At 65.4% G+C, this 15,961-nt stretch carries 19 protein-coding genes; 7 read left to right on the plus strand and 12 right to left on the minus strand.

What is annotated here, in order from left to right; genetic code table 11:
- Positions 1-1,150: 1,150 nt before the first annotated feature.
- The 3 genes from ACQR1B_RS04820 to ACQR1B_RS04830 all read left to right on the plus strand — a co-directional run bounded on the left by ACQR1B_RS04820 (position 1,151) and on the right by ACQR1B_RS04830 (position 2,803).
- Positions 1,151-1,474: a heavy metal-binding domain-containing protein gene (locus tag ACQR1B_RS04820; RefSeq protein WP_315717915.1), complete on the plus strand. Its 324-nt coding sequence runs from the start codon at positions 1,151-1,153 to the stop codon at positions 1,472-1,474.
- Positions 1,471-1,698 carry a hypothetical protein gene (locus ACQR1B_RS04825; protein ID WP_434834420.1) on the plus strand — a complete coding sequence of 76 codons (228 nt, stop codon included), beginning with the start codon at positions 1,471-1,473 and terminating at the stop codon, positions 1,696-1,698. The genes ACQR1B_RS04820 and ACQR1B_RS04825 overlap by 4 nt, the downstream gene beginning before the upstream one ends.
- A 262-nt stretch (positions 1,699-1,960) precedes the next feature.
- Positions 1,961-2,803, plus strand: a complete 843-nt coding sequence (locus ACQR1B_RS04830) for a PhzF family phenazine biosynthesis protein (protein ID WP_434834419.1) — start codon at positions 1,961-1,963, stop codon at positions 2,801-2,803.
- Positions 2,804-2,813: 10 nt separating this feature from the next.
- Here the strand turns inward: ACQR1B_RS04830 and ACQR1B_RS04835 are convergent, their stop codons facing one another.
- Both ACQR1B_RS04835 and ACQR1B_RS04840 read right to left on the minus strand, forming a co-directional pair.
- Positions 2,814-3,245, minus strand: a complete 432-nt coding sequence (locus ACQR1B_RS04835; protein ID WP_434834418.1) for a carboxymuconolactone decarboxylase family protein — start codon at positions 3,243-3,245, stop codon at positions 2,814-2,816.
- A complete protein-coding gene (locus tag ACQR1B_RS04840) occupies positions 3,172-3,651 on the minus strand; it encodes a MerR family transcriptional regulator (RefSeq protein WP_434834417.1) in 480 nt (159 codons plus the stop codon). The genes ACQR1B_RS04835 and ACQR1B_RS04840 overlap by 74 nt, the downstream gene beginning before the upstream one ends.
- Positions 3,652-3,940: 289 nt before the next feature.
- On the opposite strand from ACQR1B_RS04840, the gene ACQR1B_RS04845 reads away from it, so the two are divergent.
- Positions 3,941-4,627 carry a hypothetical protein gene (locus ACQR1B_RS04845; RefSeq protein WP_434834416.1) on the plus strand — a complete coding sequence of 229 codons (687 nt, stop codon included), beginning with the start codon at positions 3,941-3,943 and terminating at the stop codon, positions 4,625-4,627.
- Positions 4,628-4,821: 194 nt separating this feature from the next.
- Here the strand turns inward: ACQR1B_RS04845 and ACQR1B_RS04850 are convergent, their stop codons facing one another.
- The 9 genes from ACQR1B_RS04850 to ACQR1B_RS04890 all read right to left on the minus strand — a co-directional run bounded on the left by ACQR1B_RS04850 (position 4,822) and on the right by ACQR1B_RS04890 (position 12,258).
- On the minus strand, positions 4,822-5,586 hold the full coding sequence (locus ACQR1B_RS04850) for an SURF1 family protein (RefSeq protein ID WP_434834415.1): 765 nt from the start codon (positions 5,584-5,586) through the stop codon (positions 4,822-4,824).
- Between the two features lie 289 nt (positions 5,587-5,875).
- The gene (locus ACQR1B_RS04855) at positions 5,876-6,265 is read right to left on the minus strand and encodes a DUF983 domain-containing protein (RefSeq protein ID WP_434834414.1); all 390 of its coding nucleotides are present in this window, start codon (positions 6,263-6,265) and stop codon (positions 5,876-5,878) included.
- Positions 6,266-6,430: 165 nt separating this feature from the next.
- Positions 6,431-7,288: a cytochrome c oxidase subunit 3 gene (locus tag ACQR1B_RS04860; RefSeq protein WP_434834413.1), complete on the minus strand. Its 858-nt coding sequence runs from the start codon at positions 7,286-7,288 to the stop codon at positions 6,431-6,433.
- Positions 7,289-7,375: 87 nt separating this feature from the next.
- A complete protein-coding gene (locus tag ACQR1B_RS04865) occupies positions 7,376-8,026 on the minus strand; it encodes a cytochrome c oxidase assembly protein (RefSeq protein WP_434834445.1) in 651 nt (216 codons plus the stop codon).
- Positions 8,027-8,088: 62 nt separating this feature from the next.
- Complete coding sequence (locus ACQR1B_RS04870) at positions 8,089-8,265, minus strand: CoxF protein (RefSeq protein WP_434834412.1); 177 nt, start codon at positions 8,263-8,265, stop codon at positions 8,089-8,091.
- Positions 8,266-8,272: 7 nt separating this feature from the next.
- Positions 8,273-9,211 (minus strand): heme o synthase, encoded by a 939-nt coding sequence (locus ACQR1B_RS04875; protein WP_434834411.1) that lies wholly within the window; start codon positions 9,209-9,211, stop codon positions 8,273-8,275.
- Between the two features lie 148 nt (positions 9,212-9,359).
- Positions 9,360-10,973, minus strand: a complete 1,614-nt coding sequence (gene ctaD, locus ACQR1B_RS04880; RefSeq protein WP_434834410.1) for a cytochrome c oxidase subunit I — start codon at positions 10,971-10,973, stop codon at positions 9,360-9,362.
- Between the two features lie 71 nt (positions 10,974-11,044).
- Complete coding sequence (gene coxB / locus ACQR1B_RS04885; RefSeq protein WP_434834409.1) at positions 11,045-11,884, minus strand: cytochrome c oxidase subunit II; 840 nt, start codon at positions 11,882-11,884, stop codon at positions 11,045-11,047.
- Positions 11,885-11,931: 47 nt separating this feature from the next.
- Positions 11,932-12,258, minus strand: coding sequence for a hypothetical protein (locus ACQR1B_RS04890; RefSeq protein ID WP_434834408.1), 327 nt, complete (start codon positions 12,256-12,258; stop codon positions 11,932-11,934).
- A 102-nt stretch (positions 12,259-12,360) separates the two neighbouring features.
- Between ACQR1B_RS04890 and ACQR1B_RS04895 the strand changes: the two genes are divergently transcribed.
- The gene (locus ACQR1B_RS04895; protein WP_434834407.1) at positions 12,361-12,990 is read left to right on the plus strand and encodes an invasion associated locus B family protein; all 630 of its coding nucleotides are present in this window, start codon (positions 12,361-12,363) and stop codon (positions 12,988-12,990) included.
- A gap of 72 nt (positions 12,991-13,062) precedes the next feature.
- Here ACQR1B_RS04895 and ACQR1B_RS04900 read toward each other — a convergent pair whose 3' ends face one another.
- Entirely contained in the window at positions 13,063-13,563 is a 501-nt protein-coding gene (locus ACQR1B_RS04900; protein WP_434834406.1) for a GNAT family N-acetyltransferase, read from the minus strand.
- An 84-nt stretch (positions 13,564-13,647) separates the two neighbouring features.
- Here ACQR1B_RS04900 and tldD point away from each other — a divergent pair, with 84 nt between their 5' ends.
- Both tldD and lepB read left to right on the plus strand, forming a co-directional pair.
- Positions 13,648-15,072, plus strand: coding sequence for a metalloprotease TldD (gene tldD, locus ACQR1B_RS04905; RefSeq protein WP_434834405.1), 1,425 nt, complete (start codon positions 13,648-13,650; stop codon positions 15,070-15,072).
- Positions 15,069-15,875, plus strand: a complete 807-nt coding sequence (lepB, locus tag ACQR1B_RS04910) for a signal peptidase I (RefSeq protein ID WP_434834404.1) — start codon at positions 15,069-15,071, stop codon at positions 15,873-15,875. The genes tldD and lepB overlap by 4 nt, the downstream gene beginning before the upstream one ends.
- The last annotated feature ends 86 nt before the right edge of the window (positions 15,876-15,961 follow it).

Consider the following 15,961-nt stretch of genomic DNA (forward strand, 5'->3'; position numbering starts at 1 on the left):
CATCCAGCACGCCGCGACGGCCGTGGTCGACCGCGCCGCCGCGGCGTACTGGATCCCCGCCTGCGCGGGGATGATGGCGGGGAATGTGGCTTCCAGCCGGGCTCCAGTCGAGACTGCTCGTCAAAACTGCTGCTCCTCCGTCATTGCGAGCGAAGCAAAGCAATCAGGGTGGTGGGCGGGATTCTGGCTTGCTTCGTCGCTGTGCTCCTCGCAATGACTTGGAGAGAGCCGACGACTTCACAGACAGCCCGCCCGCGGAACCGTCTTCTCCCGATCCGCGCAGCTTTACCTTCCCGCGGCGCGACCGGCGCCCGAGCTCTGCAAGACATTCTCCCTCCACGAAGCAGAGGGCGCAGGGAAGACCGGATGCCGGCTGGCACCCGCGGCCCCCGTGCGAACAAGAATGCACGGGGCAGGAACCACAGGTTCAGCCAAAGCGACCCGGCCTTCCCTGCGCGATGGCTTACGACTTATACGCGCTCTCCTCGGTGCACCGGGCTTTTTGGCCACCGTGCGCGACAACGCTTGCGCGCTGCCGCGGGACACCAGCGTCGGGGTGCCAGGACCACGCGACTTCGCCGTCCGTGCCGGCCGCACTCGTCAGTTGCAGCCACCACGTCCATCGCATCCCACCTCACGTCCGTGACGACGCGTACGCCCCTCGCTTTGAGGCGGGATGGGGATAGACAACCACGATTTCGGAAAATATGAAAGAAGAATTTTCGTGCGAACGGGGCTGGATCGGCCGATCACGCTGGATCTGCTCGCGAAAAGAAAACTTCGGTACAGCCGAATTTGTTAGTTCGTGGTGCGCGTAGGCTTGGATCCTGACAGCCCGTCGGGCGACTCAGCACCGACGACGAGTGCCACGAACACGGCCTCGCGATGCGGGCCGCAGAGCTGCCTCGACCCGGGACCCATAGCCACCATCATTCGTGTGAGGCACGGTGTTGCTCGAGCCTGCCGCCTCACAAGCGATCGGGGTTATGGGTCCCGGGTCGGCGCACGCCGGCGCTGTCGCGCCGTCGCGCTTGCCCGGGACGACGACGGAATTTGCGGGCGCAGGTCCGTAGCCCGCTTGAACCGGAACGGCTGCTCGGTTGTCCAATCGAGCGCCGGCCCAGTTTGCCGGCAGACAACGGAGCCTTCCATGATCGTCGTGACGACGGAAAACGTGACCGGCCACCGCACGGTGCGGATGCTGGGGCAGTGTTTTGGCGTGGTGGTGCGCAGCCGCGGGCTCGGCGGCAATCTGGTGGCGAGCCTGCGCTCGATCGTCGGGGGCGAAATCCACGAATACACGCAGATGCTGGAGGAGGCGCGGCGCCATGCGCTCGACCGGCTCGTCTCCAACGCCACCTCGATGGGCGCCAACGCCATCCTGATGATGCGCTTCGACAGCGCCGAGATCGGCCAGACCATGAGCGAGATCGTCGCCTACGGCACGGCGGCGGTGATCGAACCCGCACCGTGATCGGTCTCGTGGTCTGGCTCGCGGTCATCACAGCCGTCGTGCTGGTGTGGTTCTTCTTCCGCCAGGGCGGCTACAAGCGCGATGCGCTCTCGGCGCCGCCCGGGCCGGACTGGGTCAAGACCGAGGAGCGCTTCGTCGACCCCAGCAGCGGCGAAACGCTGGACGTGTGGTTTGAGCCGAAGTCCGGAGAGCGGGCGTATGTGCGGGCGGGACGGTCCGTGTAGCAGCTGTCGAACGCGGGATCGCACCCGACGACCCAGGGACGCCGCGCCACATTCAGCTGTCGTCCCTGCGAACGCAGGGACCCATCACCACCGGCTTCGGTGGGACGACAATTGACAGTTGTGCCTCACCGATCGACTCCGCGGTATGGGTCCCTGCGTTCGCAGGGACGACAGCGGTGCGTGAAGTCGCGTCTTGCGCATCTTCACTTGCGAGCGATGAAGGCCTAGCATCGCCAACACAGAGATCGAGTGCGAGCCCCCCATGATCACCCAGCACATCGCAGCCTTCACCGACGGCCCACGCGGCGGCAATCCGGCCGGCGTCGTCATCGACGAAGCTTTGCCCGATCCCGCATCGATGCAGGCGATGGCGGCGGAGATCGGCTATTCGGAGACGGCGTTCGCAGCACCGGCAGATGACGGCAAATGGCGGGTGCGCTACTTTGCGCCGCAGGCCGAGGTGGATTTCTGTGGGCACGCGACGATTGCGCTCGGCGCGGCGCTGGCCCGGCAGCAGGGGTCCGGCAGCTTTGCGTTGCGGCTCAATCATGCCGACATCACCGTCGATGGCCTTCATTCCGCAACGGAGTGGAGCGCGTCGTTCCGCTCGCCGCCGACGCAGACACGCGCGCTGCCGTCTGTTGCGCTCGGCGAAATCCTGGCGCTGTTCGGGCTGTCGCAGGACGACCTCGATCCCGGCATCCCGCCCGTCATTGCCCATGCCGGGATGGATCATCCGGTCATCGCCCTGCGGGAGCGCAGCCGCCTCGCGGCCATCAGCTACGACTTCGGCCGGGGCCAGGAGCTGGCCAAGCGCGAGCGCTTCTGCACCTTCGCTCTCGTGCACGCCGAGACGCGGCAACTCTTCCACGCCCGCAACCCGTTTCCGTTCGGGGGCGTCTACGAGGATCCGGCGACGGGCGCCGCGGCTGCCGCGCTGGCCGGGTATCTGCGCGAGCTCAATTGGTCGGCCGAGGCGCCGATCGTGATCAGGCAGGGCGAGGACATGGGTGTGCCGTGCGGCCTGCAGGTCGACCTCGACGACACCGCCGGCGCGCCGGTCCGGGTGTCCGGCAGCGTACGATCAATCCAGCCCGGCGCGTAACGCCGGCCGCTCAGACCGATCCGGCCTGATCGGCCTTCGCGTCGGCCTCGGCGAACACCGCCTTGGCTGCGAACAGGCCGTTGAGCGCGGCGGGGAAGCCGGCATAGACCGCCATCTGCATCATCACCTCGGTGATCTCCTCGCGGCTGAGGCCGACGTTGAGCCCCGCCTGGATGTGCACCTTGAGCTGCGGGCTGGCATTGCCGAGCGCCGTCAGGGCCGCGATGGTCGCGATCTCGCGGCTGCGCAGATCGAGGCCGGGGCGCGAATAGATGTCGCCGAACGAAAACTCGATCACATAGGTGGCGAAGTCCGGCGCGATGTCGGCGAGCGCCGCGATCACGTTGTGGCCGGCCTCGCCGTCGATCCTATCGAGCGCGCGCCGGCCGCGCGACAGCCGATCCTGATCGGTGTTGGCGCCGGATGGTGTGCCGCCCGGCATCGGGCTCGTCGTCGTGGATTGGCTGGGCGTTGCTTGCGTCATGATCATTCGTCCTCTCGTTCGAACCGGCATAGCCGGCGATCTTGCCGTCGAGAACGAGAAGGCACTCCTGCAACGCGGCGACTTGCGCCCGGACCGCATCGCGATGCCGCTCCAGGAGCTGGCGCCGCTCGGGCTCGGTGGCTGCGCCGCGCGCCCGCAACTCGGCATAGCGCAGCATGTCCCGGATCGGCATTCCCGTGGCTTTCATCCGGCCGAGGAATTCGATCCAGGTCAGGATCGATGCGTCGTAGTCCCGCTGCTGCTGACGATCGCGATCGGCCCTGGGCAGCAGCCCGATCCGCTCATAGTAGCGGATCGTATGGGGTGTCAGTCCAGACTGCCTGGCCAGTTCGCCGATCTTCATGCGCACCCGTCTCCATTCACGACGCCCGGCAGGCTACGGGTTCGAGTGCGCTCTAAGTCAAGCGCCGATTTGCGGGCGGCGGGACGCATCGTAAGCGGAACACACAAGCATGAGCGAAGCGATGGGCGAGAAGGCGGACGCGACGCTCACGTCAGAGCAGTTCACTATGCACGCTATCGCGAAAATATGCGCGAGAGGCGACCAAGGATTGATACTATTTTAAGTTGCCGATCAGTCGTCGGCGCGCGACATTCTTGAATGTTCGCTCTATTGATTGGAGACTGCAGCTATGAATGGTGACACTGCCAAGGCCGATACCCCGCGCCAGCACCGCCCCCGCCTGAGCTACACGTCTCGCATCGTGATGTCAGCCATCTTCATCCTGATTTTGTTTCTCATCGTCGCATGGCTCGCTTTACCGACGCCCACGCTGGTCAGCGACGGATCAGGCGACGTATTTCAAATTGCCATCGATCAGTCGCTCCAGCGGAATGCAGCAAATTTCGATCTTTGGTACAAATCAAACATGGTGATCCAGTGCACCCTGATCTTCACTACACCGCTCGCGACGGTATTTGCGTCGATAACGACGAGGGACAACGCTGAGGAAATAAAGAAATGGTCCGTTCTCCTCACGTCGGTTACCGCAGCACTAGCGTCAGTGCAATCGACCTTTCACGTTCGTGAGAATATCGAGACGTTCATAAAATCATCAGCTGATCTTGTGCTTCTTGAGGCAGACTACTTCGTCGACCGCGCAGAATACGAAAACGCTATCCTCAATTCTGAAGGAAAGCCTCTCGATCCGGAGATCCAAAAGAAGCTTCGAGGACTTCATCAGAAGTACATGCAAAAATATATGAATATTCAGACCGCGCGAATGCGTGCATGGGCCAATGCTGGCCAGCAATCGCTGGGAACTCAGGAAACGCCGCGCGGCACGGAAAAAAACATTATCAGCCAAGACAAGCAATAGCAGTCGCACTGCGCGACCGATGAGGGATCGGATAACGGACGGTGCCTGTGCCGCCGTCTGGCGGTGGGGCAGTGCTCGCGCTGCTCGGACAACGATCTCGGTCCGGTCGAATAGTCTCATCCGTCCCGCTGGGGGAGGTGACACTGGGGGGACCGATCCCCGCATGTCGTTGACGCTCATGCGGGCTGCGAGCCTCAAGTTCTCTCGCGTACCGCACGCCGTCCTCGCGCCCACACCGCGAAGGCCACCGTCAGCGCCGCAGCCAGCGAGAACCAGGTGATCGCATATTGCATGTGCTCGTCGCGCAGATGCGGCGACAGCGGGCCGGGCTTGGGGATGCCGTTGTCGGGCACCGGTGTTTCCAGATCGATGTAGAACGGCGCGACCTCGCCCCAGCCGAGCGCCTTGGCCATGGCGTGATGATCCCTTGTGAACCAGAGCCGCTTGTCGCGGTTCTCGGCGGCGGTGAGCAGGCCGGCGGCCTCGGGGAAGCGCAGATAGCCGGTCAGGGTGACCGGCTCGCCGGTGACGAGCTTGCCGACCTGGCGGTCCTGGACGCTGCGCTCCTGCATCGTGTTGGCGACGAAGCCGGCGTCGATCACGACCGTCTCGCCAGAGGCAACACGCGCCGGCAGAAATGCCCAGGTGCCAGGGCCCGAGACGTCCTCGCGCACGGCAGAGCCGGCGCTGTAGACCATGGCGTCCGGCAGCTTGGCGTAGGTCGCGGTGAAGCCGACGCGGCGGAATTCGTCGCGCTCCGGCGTCAGCGCGGGCCATTCGCCCGGCGGCGGCAGCGGCGCAGGCACAGCCGCCACGCGATCGGTGAGCGCGGCGATCAGCGCATGCTTGGCGGCGCGGCGCTGCAGCTGCCAGACGCCGAGCCCGATGCACAGCGCGACCATGACGACGGTGAAGGCGGCAAAGGCGCGGGAGGAGGTTTTGGGGAGGGTGGTGGTCATGTGGTCATGGAGCTCTTCTGATCGAGCCATCTCTCGGTTGGGATTTGTACGCGGATGGCACGGCGGGCTCGGTCTCCGCCTCTCCCCGCGTGCGGGGAGAGGCCGGATTGCATCGTCAGATGCAATTCGGGTGAGGGGGCTCTCCGCTCGGCCGGTGCGTGTGGCTGCCCCTCACCCCAACCCTCTCCCCGTAAGAACAAGGAGAGGGAGCGCACCGTCTGCGCCGCTGACATCGGCATTCCCCAAGCAGATATTTTCCCTCTTCGCCCTCTTCCGGCGAAGCCACCGCTCATCGCGGCGTCTTGTCCACGAGTCGGCCGGGGGCGGCCTTGTGGTGGAATTGCAGGGCGATCAGCAGCGACTTCATGGCGCGCAGGGGGAGAAGCGTCGTGACCAGGATCAGCGGTCCCCACAGCGCGGCATGGACCCAGAACGGCGGCTGGTACTTGACCTCGACGATCAGCGCGGCGCCGACCACGATGGCGCCGGCGAGCATCATGATGAAGATGGCGGGACCGTCGCCGGTGTCGATGAAGGCGTAGTCGAGATCGCAGGCCTCGCAGCGCTTGCGCAAGGTCAGGAAGCCCTCGAACAGCTTGCCCCGGCCGCAGCGCGGACAGCGGCAGGCGAGACCGCGCAGCACGGTCTGGGTCAGCGTGACGGGCGGATGCGTGGTCATGGTGTCTTGCCCCCTGAGCTGCCGGACGCGACGCCTCGTGGTGAACCCATCCGGAGGCTGCGAACGCGGATCACATTTGGATCAGCCGCCGGATGCCGCCCCAACGCGAAAGGGCGGCCCGACGGCCGCCCCTCTTAACACGTTCGACGGACGCGGTGCGCGGCTTCAGTGCGCGCCGTGCGCCATGCTCTCGGCGCCGTGGCCCCAGACGTAGATGCAGATGAACAGGAACAACCACACCACGTCGACGAAATGCCAGTACCAGGCGGCGAACTCGAAGCCGAGGTGCTGCTTCGGCGTGAAGTGGCCGGCATAGGCGCGCGCCAGGCAGACGATCAGGAAGATCGTGCCGACCAGGACGTGGAAGCCGTGGAAGCCGGTCGCCATGAAGAAGGTCGAGCCGTAGATGTGGCCGGCGAACGAGAACGTCGCGTGGCCGTACTCGTAGGCCTGCACGCAGGTGAAGGTCGCGCCGAGCAGGACGGTGAGGATCAGACCATATTTGAGGCCCTTGCGATCGCCTTCGAGCAGCGCGTGATGCGCCCAGGTCACCGTGGTGCCCGAGGTCAGCAGGATCAGCGTGTTGAGCAGCGGCAGGTGCCAGGGATCGAAGGTTTCGATGCCCTTGGGCGGCCACACGCCGCCGATCAGCGCGTCGCGGGTCGCCTGCACCTCATAGCCCGGGAACAGCGCGACATTGAAATAGGCCCAGAACCAGGCGACGAAGAACATCACCTCGGAGGCGATGAACAGGATCATGCCGTAGCGGTGATGCAGCTGCACGACGCGGGTGTGGTCGCCCTTGTACTGGGCTTCCTTGATGACGTCGCCCCACCAGCTCGCCATCGTGTAGAGCACGCCGATGGTGCCGATGCCGAACACGATCGGCGCGGCGCCGAACATCTTGTGCATCCAGCCGATGGCGCCGAATGCCATGATGAAAGCCGAGACCGAGCCGACGAACGGCCAGGGGCTTGGGTCGACGAGATGGTAGTCGTGATGCTTGGCGTGCGCCTCAGCCATGGCAGGTCTCTCCCCAGATCGTTGCCGGTCGCCCCGGCACGGTGTCGTTCAACGGCGATGGTCCCCGGATCCTGGATGGCCGCGCGGTCATAGGCTGCCCCGCGGCTTGTCCGGCTCGCCCGCGGCAACCGGCTTCGGGGCGGCGTCGCGGACGGGATAGAAGGTGTAGGACAGCGTGATCGTCTTCAGCCCGTCATTCTCGTGATCAGCCGTGATCGCCGGATCGACGTAGAACACGACCGGCATCTCGCGGGTCTCGCCCGCGGCCATGGTCTGTTCGGTGAAGCAGAAGCAATTGATCTTCTGGAAATAGGCGCCCGAGGTCAGCGGCGTCACGTTGTAGGCGGCCTGCGCCATGGTGGTGCGCGCCGACTGGTTGGTGACCTTGTAGTAGACCGTGACCACCTCGCCGATCGCGACCTCGATCTCGGTCTGCTCCGGCTCGAACTTCCACGGCAGCCCGCCGGCGACGTTGGCGTCGAAGCGGACGCCGATGCGGCGCGCGAGCGGCGCCGAGGATGGCGCAGAGGTCGCGACCTGGGTGGTGCCGTTGAAGCCGGTGGCGCGGCAGAACCAGTTGTAGAACGGCACGGCGGCATAGGAGGCGCCGACCATCAGCACCACGACGGCGCCGCAGATGCCGCCGACCAGCGCATCACGGCCGAGACCACGGCGCGACGCGGCCGGCTCGGTCGGAGCCTGGGCGGCCGTCGGAAGGGTCTGGTCGTTTCGCTCCATCGCCTCGGTCTGCTTCACGAATCCTGCTTCACAAATCCTGCGTCACGTCTCTGCATGGCCGTCTACATCGGCCGCTTCAGCACGACGGGTCCCTTGACCATGGTCACCGCGAAGAACAGCACCACGAGCACGCCGAGCGCCAGCGCGATCGCGATCGAACGCCGACGACGGCTGCGCAGCTGCGCCTCGGTGAGGACGACGCCCTCCGGCTCGTTCGGATCGGCCATTGCGGTTGCCATGCGTCCTTTACCAGATCAGCGGCGCGATCATGCGCGCGACGGCCTCGAGCCCGAGCGTCGCGAACAGCGCGAACAGATACAGGATCGAGAACGCGAACAGCTTGCGGTTGGCGCGCAGCGATTGGCTGCGCTCGCGCTTGCGGAACACCTCGATCGCGAGCCAGAGCATGCCGGCGCCGAGCGCCAGCGAGACGATGCCGTAGACGGCGTCGAAATAGCCGAGCGGCCAGGGCGCCAACGCGACCGCGACCAGCACGATCGTATAGAGCAGGATCTGCAGCCGGGTCGCATCGGGACCGGCGACCACGGGCAGCATCGGCACGCCGGCGCGGGCATAGTCGTCGCTGCGGAACAGCGCCAGCGCCCAGAAATGCGGCGGCGTCCAGAAGAAGATGATCAGGAACAGCCAGAGCGGCTCGGGTGCAATCGATCCCGTGGCCGACACCCAGGCGACGACCGGCGGCAGCGCGCCTGCGGCGCCGCCGATGACGATGTTCTGCGCGGTCCAGCGCTTCAGCCACAGCGTGTAGATCACGACGTAGAAGAAGATGGTGAAGGCGAGCAGCGCGCCGGCAAACCAGTTGACGAGGATGCCGAGCGTCAGCACCGAGAAGAACGACAGCGTGATGCCGAAGGCCAGCGCCTCCTGGCGGGTGATGCGGCCGCGCGGGATCGGACGGTTGGCGGTGCGCGACATCAGCGCATCGATGTCGCCTTCCAGCGCCATGTTGAGTGCGCCGGAAGCGCCGGCGCCGACCGCGATTGACAGCAGCGAGGTGATCGCCAGCACCGGGTGGAAATGGCCGGGGGCGATCAAGAGGCCGATCAGCGCCGTGAAGATCACGAGCGACATCACCCGCGGCTTCAGCAGTGCGAGGTAATCGCCGACATCGGCCTCGGAAATCCGCGGACCGACGGCGATGGCGTTCTGATCAATGACCGACACGGCGAATCCAGACTTCAATTCAAAGGGGGCGGAAGCAAAGCGCTATACGAACCTCGCTTCGGAGATCCGGACGGCACGCCACGGGACGCGCCGGCCGGCAGATGGCGATGCGGCACCGGAGCGGCGCCGCATCGAAAGCCGTCGGGGCTCACTGCACCTTCGGCAGCACCTCGAACTGGTGGAACGGCGGCGGCGACGACAGCGTCCATTCCAGCGTGGTCGCGCCCGGTCCCCACGGATTGGCCGCCGCCTGCTGCTTGCGCATGAAGGCATCGACGACCCCGTAGATGAAGATCAGCACGCCGAAGGCCGAGATGTAGGAGCCGAGCGAGGACACCAGGTTCCAGCCGGCATAGGCGTCCGGGTAGTCGATGTAACGGCGCGGCATGCCCGACAGGCCGAGGAAGTGCTGCGGGAAGAACACCAGGTTCACGCCGACGAAGGTGACCCAGAAATGCGCCTTGGCGATCGGCTCCGAGTACATGTAGCCGAACATCTTCGGGAACCAGTAGTACCAGCCGGCGAAGATCGCGAACACCGCGCCGAGCGACAGCACGTAGTGGAAGTGCGCGACGACGTAGTAGGTGTCCTGCAGCACGCGGTCGACGCCGGCGTTCGCCAGCACCACGCCGGTGACGCCGCCGACCGTGAACAGGAAGATGAAGCCCACCGCCCACAGCATCGGCGCGCGGAACTCGATCGAGCCGCCCCACATCGTGGCGATCCAGGAGAAGATCTTCACGCCGGTCGGCACCGCGATCACCATGGTGGCGGCGACGAAATAGGCCTGCGTCGCCGACGACATGCCGACCGTATACATGTGGTGCGCCCACACGATGAAGCCGATGCCGCCGATCGCGACCATGGCGTAGGCCATGCCGAGATAGCCGAACACGGGCTTGCGCGAGAAGGTCGACACGATCTGGCTGATCATGCCGAAGCCGGGCAGGATCAGGATGTACACTTCGGGATGGCCGAAGAACCAGAACAGGTGCTGGAACAGCAGCGGGTCGCCGCCGCCGGCCGGATCGAAGAAGGTGGTGCCGAAATTGCGGTCGGTCAGCATCATCGTGATGGCGCCGGCGAGCACCGGCAGCGACAGCAGCAGCAGGAACACCGTCACCAGGATCGACCACACGAACAGCGGCATCTTGTGCAGGGTCATGCCCGGCGCGCGCATGTTGAAGATGGTGGTGATGAAGTTGATCGAGCCGAGGATCGACGACGCACCGGCGAGATGCAGCGACAGGATCGCGAAGTCCACCGCCGGTCCCGGATGGCCCGAGGTCGACAGCGGCACATACATCGTCCAGCCGGCGCCGACGCCGTTGGCGCCGGGCTCGCCCTCGACGAAGGTCGAGGTCAGCAGCAGCGCGAATGAGGCCGGCAGCAGCCAGAACGAGATGTTGTTCATGCGCGGGAACGCCATGTCCGGCGCGCCGATCATCAGCGGCACCATCCAGTTGCCGAAGCCGCCGATCATCGCCGGCATGACCATGAAGAAGATCATGATCAGGCCGTGCGAGGTCACGAACACGTTGTAGGTGTGGTTCTCGTGGAAGAGCTGCACGCCCGGATACATCAGCTCGATGCGGATCGCGACCGACATGGCGAGGCCGATGATGCCGGCACACACCGCGAAGATCAGGTACATCGTGCCGATGTCTTTGTGGTTGGTCGAATAGATCCAGCGCCGCCATCCGGTCGGATGGTCGTGCGCGTGATCGTCATGGCCGATATGGGTCGCTACGTTCGTCGCCATTGTCCAATCCTCAGTGTCCCCATGGACCGCTCGGGGCGGCCCTCAATCCTCTCGCGTTCGTCCCGGCGCGTTTACTGCGACATGTCCGCAGCCGACGCGTAGGTGCTCGTGGGCGCGCTGGCGTATTTCTTCTTGGCGTCCTCGACCCAGGCGGTGAATTCCTGGTCGCTCACGACACGCACCGCGATCGGCATGTAGGCGTGATCCTTGCCGCACAGTTCGGAGCACTGGCCGTAATACATGCCGACCTTGGTCGCCTTGAACCAGGTCTCGTTGAGGCGGCCGGGAATGGCGTCGATCTTGATGCCGAACGACGGCACCGCGAAGGAGTGGATGACGTCGGCGCCGGTGGTCTGGACGCGGATCACCTTGTTGACCGGGACGACCATCTCGTTGTCGACCGCCAGCAGGCGCGGCTTCTTGTCCTGCGCCATCAGCGAGTCGAACTCGAACTTGCCGTTGTCCGGATAGGCGTAGCTCCAGTACCACTGCTTGCCGGTGGCCTTGATCGTGAGATCGGCGTTCGGGATGTCGAGTTCGAGGAACAGCAGGCGGAACGACGGCACCGCGATGGTGACGAGGATCAGCACCGGGATCAGCGTCCACGCCACTTCGAGCAGCGTGTTGTGCGTGGTCCGCGACGGCACCGGATTGGCGCGCGCGTTGAACTTGACGACCACGGCGACGAGCAGCGCCAGCACGAACAGCGTGATGATGGTGATGATCGCCAGCAGCAGTCCGTGGAACCAGGTGATGTTCTCCATCACCGGCGTCGCCGCCTCCTGCAGCTTGTATTCCCACGGCGCCGGCTGCCCGGTCTCCGCAAACGCCGATCCACCCGACACGAGCGTCACGCCCGCTACGGCCAACCCCAGCAAGCAGGCGCTCAACTGGCCTTTCGACATCTTCATGCCGTCGCGCTCCCTTCAGAACTTTCCCCCTCGGCGCGCCGGCCGATTCACGCGGCGCGCCGTTCGATCCGCTCTCCTGACAAATGGCCTTCGGGCGGATGCATAGAAAAGCACCTGGGCCAGTTCACTGGAATGACGAAATCTTTCTTCTCAAACCATAATTCTTGATCTATCGCAATGCAGTCTTGTGCCGGATGTCGCGTGCGGCGTTCGCCGTCGCCACGCAGCGATTTTTCCGGGAAATTGCCGCATGCCGTGGTTTCGCGGACAACGAGCGCTTGACAGACGTGCGGCGCGATGTAGGCAACGGAATACGGCCGTTTGCGAGAGGCTGATTCGGCGAGCGCAGCGGCAGTGCACCGGGGTGCGGCCATATTTCGTGTCGTTTCGTGCCGTACGCTGGTGACGCTGTCCTCATGACGCCATCATTGCCGTATCATGGCGTCTGACGCGCGGACCACCCACAGGAAATTGTCATGGCACCGACCCGGACCAGGGTTTCAACGGACAGGGCAGCTGACATGTCGACCCCAGCTGCGAGTGACTCGCGCCGTTTGAGCCGATTCAGCGCGGCCCGCGCGCGACTCACGCGCATCGCCGCGATGACCTCTGCCGCGGCGGCTGCGATCACGGTGGTGATGACGACGGTCATCGGCATGCCGGGAACGGCGTTGGCGCAAGGCGCGGTGCGCTCGGTGCATGGCGACTGGCAGATCCGCTGCGACACGCCGCCGGGCGCGCAGGCCGAGCAGTGCGCGCTGATCCAGAGCGTGGTGGCCGAGGACCGCTCCAATGCCGGCCTCACCGTGATCATGCTGAAGACCGCGGACCAGAAGAGCCGGCTGATGCGCGTGGTGGCGCCGCTCGGCGTGCTCCTGCCGTCGGGCCTCGGCCTGAAGCTCGACAATCAGGACGTCGGCCGCGCCGGCTTCGTGCGCTGCCTGCCGAATGGCTGCGTCGCCGAGGTGGTGCTCGAGGACAAGCTGCTCGGACAGCTCAAGACGGCGAAGACCGCCACCTTCATCATCTTCGAGACCCCGGAGGAAGGCATCGGCTTCCCGCTGAGCCTCAACGGGCTCGCGGATGGCTTCGACAAACTGCCCTGACGTCACGACCAGTTGACAGCGCCCCTCATCGCACATTGCCGTGATCGGATCGATGTGAAGCCGGATGCCGGTTCAGCGGCGGCTGTCGAGCGCCAGCGCCATCACCAGCAGGGTCTTGTCGAACCCGTCATCGCCGGCCTCCCGCGGCTGCACCGCCTTGAGCAGGAATCCCGCCTTCTGGTAGAGCCTGATCGCATTGGTGTTGCTGCGGTAAACCGTGAGCTCGACGCGCGAGAAGCCGGCTGCCTGCGCCGCCTCCAGCGCTGCGGTCATGAGGCGCCGGCCGATGCCCTGGTGCCTGTGCTGCGGCAATAGACCCATGCCGAGCACACCGATCCGGGCATCGATCGGCCCTGATTTGGGCGTTACGTCGCACCAGCCGACCACTTCCCCGGCCGAAATTGCCACGAATTGCGGATATCCCTCGTGGATGTTGTTCAGAATGAAGGCGCGCGTCGAGTCGAGCGGCGGCGCCTGCACGAAGGACAGGTAACGCCGCTCACGCGCGACGAAGTCGAGCGTGCGGTGGAAGCTCTCGATGTGAGCGGACGTGATGGGAACGATCTCAACCATGTCAGTTCGGTAATCATCCAGCCCCTCGCGCCCCCGCGTCAAAACAACTATCTTGGAATGAACGCTCCGACAACGGATTGACCCATGACTGCTCCCACGACTTCTCTGCTCGAGCGCGCCAATCTGGATCGTGATGCGGTCCGGAACGAGGTCGCGCGCGGCCTGGCCGGCGCCGACGACGGCGAATTGTTCTTCGAATACAGCCAGACCGAGGCGCTGACCTTCGACAATGGCCGGCTGAAGCAGGCAACCTATGATACCAGCCAGGGTTTCGGCCTGCGCGCGGTGAAGGATGACGCGGTCGGCTACGCCCACTCCTCCGACGTGTCGCTGCCCGCTTTGATGCGCGCGGCGGACGCCGTCAGCGCCGTGCGCGGCGGCTATTCCGGCACGTTCGCCAGCGCGCCGCCGCACACCAATGTGCGCCTCTATGGCGACGACAATCCGCTGGATGCGCCGGGCTTCGAGAGCAAGGTCAAACTGCTCGGCGAGATCGACGCCTATCTCCGCGACAAGGATCCGCGCGTACGCCAGGTGACGGTATCCCTCGGCGCGACGTGGCAGGTGGTCGAGATTCTCAGGCCCGACGGCGAGAGTTATCGCGACATCCGTCCGCTGGTGCGCGTCAACGTCTCCGTGGTTGCAGGCCAGGGCGACCGCCAGGAGAGCGGCAGCAAGGGCTATGGCGGCCGTGAGCCCTACGCCCGCTTCATTGAGACCAAGGCCTGGCGCGAGGCCGCCGACGGCGCGCTGCGCGAAGCGCTGGTCAATCTCGAATCTGTCCCCGCCCCTGCCGGCGAGATGGACGTCGTGCTCGGCGCCGGTTGGCCCGGCGTGATGCTGCACGAAGCCGTTGGCCATGGCCTGGAAGGCGACTTCAACCGCAAGAAGACCTCCGCCTTTGCCGGACTGATGGGCAAGCCGGTCGCCGCCAAGGGCGTCACCGTGGTCGATGACGGCACCATGGCCTCGCGCCGCGGCTCGCTGTCGATCGATGACGAGGGCACGCCGACCAGCCGCACCGTGCTGATCGAGGACGGCATCCTGGTCGGCTACATGCAGGACCGCCAGAACGCGCGGCTGATGAACATGGCGCCGACCGGCAACGGCCGCCGTCAGGGCTATGCCCATGTGCCGATGCCGCGCATGACCAACACCTACATGCTGGCCGGCGAACGCGACCCGGCCGAGATCATCGCGTCCGTCAAGAACGGCATCTATGCCGTCAATTTCGGCGGCGGGCAGGTCGACATCACCTCGGGCAAATACGTCTTCCAGTGCACCGAGGCCTACAGAATCGAGAACGGCAAGGTCGGCGCGCCGGTCAAGGGCGCGATGCTGATCGGCAACGGCCCGACCGACCTCAACCGCATCAGCATGATCGGTAACGACCTGTCGCTCGACACCGGCATCGGCACCTGCGGCAAGAACGGCCAGGGCGTCCCGGTCGGCGTCGGGCAGCCGACGTTGCGCATGGACCAGATCACGGTTGGAGGCACGGGCCGATGAGCCTCGACAAGATGTCCACGAACAAGATCGGCATGAACAAGATCAGCACGAAGGCCCCGCGCAAGGAAACGACCTGGGGCGGGCAGATCGCCCAGCTCGCCGCCGTTGTCGCCGTCGTCTTCCTCGCCAAGGGCGCGATTGCCGAGCCGTTCTATGTGCCCTCGGGCTCGATGGAGCCGACGCTGCTGATCGGCGATGCCCTGCTGGCGTCGAAATTCCCCTACGGCTACGGCACCTCGTCGCTGCCGATGCAGATCACGCTGCCGGAGACAGGCCGGCTGTTCGGCGAGACGCCGAAGCGCGGCGACGTCGTGGTGTTCCGCTGGCCGGGCGACACCTCGCAGGCCTGGGTCAAGCGCGTCGTCGGCCTGCCCGGCGACCGCATCCAGATGCGCCAGGGCCAGCTCTACATCAACGGCGAGGCCGCCGGATTGAAGCCGGACGGCATCGGCGATGCCGAGGACGACAGCGGCCGCAACGAGCCGGCCTATCGCTACGTCGAGACGCTGCCGAACGGCGTGTCACATCTGATCTTCAAGATGCGCGACAACGGCCGGCTCGACAACACGCCGGAGGTCACGGTGCCGACCGGCAAGCTGTTCGTGCTCGGCGACAACCGCGACAACTCCGCCGACAGTCGCGTCTCGCTGCGCGACGGCGGCGTCGGCTTCTTGCCGATCGACAATCTGGTCGGCCGCGCTGACGCGGTGGTCGGGTCCTGGGATCTCGGCTTCAAGAACCAGCCGGTCTGGGCCTGGCTGTCGGGCTTCCGGCTGGATCGCTTCTTCACTGCGGTGCGCTGAAGGGCGAGGCGGCTTTCGCGATGACGTCATTGCGAGCACGCTCGCCATGACGAAGCCGATCGACAACGGTAGACTGCGATCAGCCC

The sequence above is a fragment of the Bradyrhizobium oligotrophicum genome (assembly GCF_051168495.1).
GTDB lineage: Bacteria > Pseudomonadota > Alphaproteobacteria > Rhizobiales > Xanthobacteraceae > Bradyrhizobium > Bradyrhizobium oligotrophicum_A.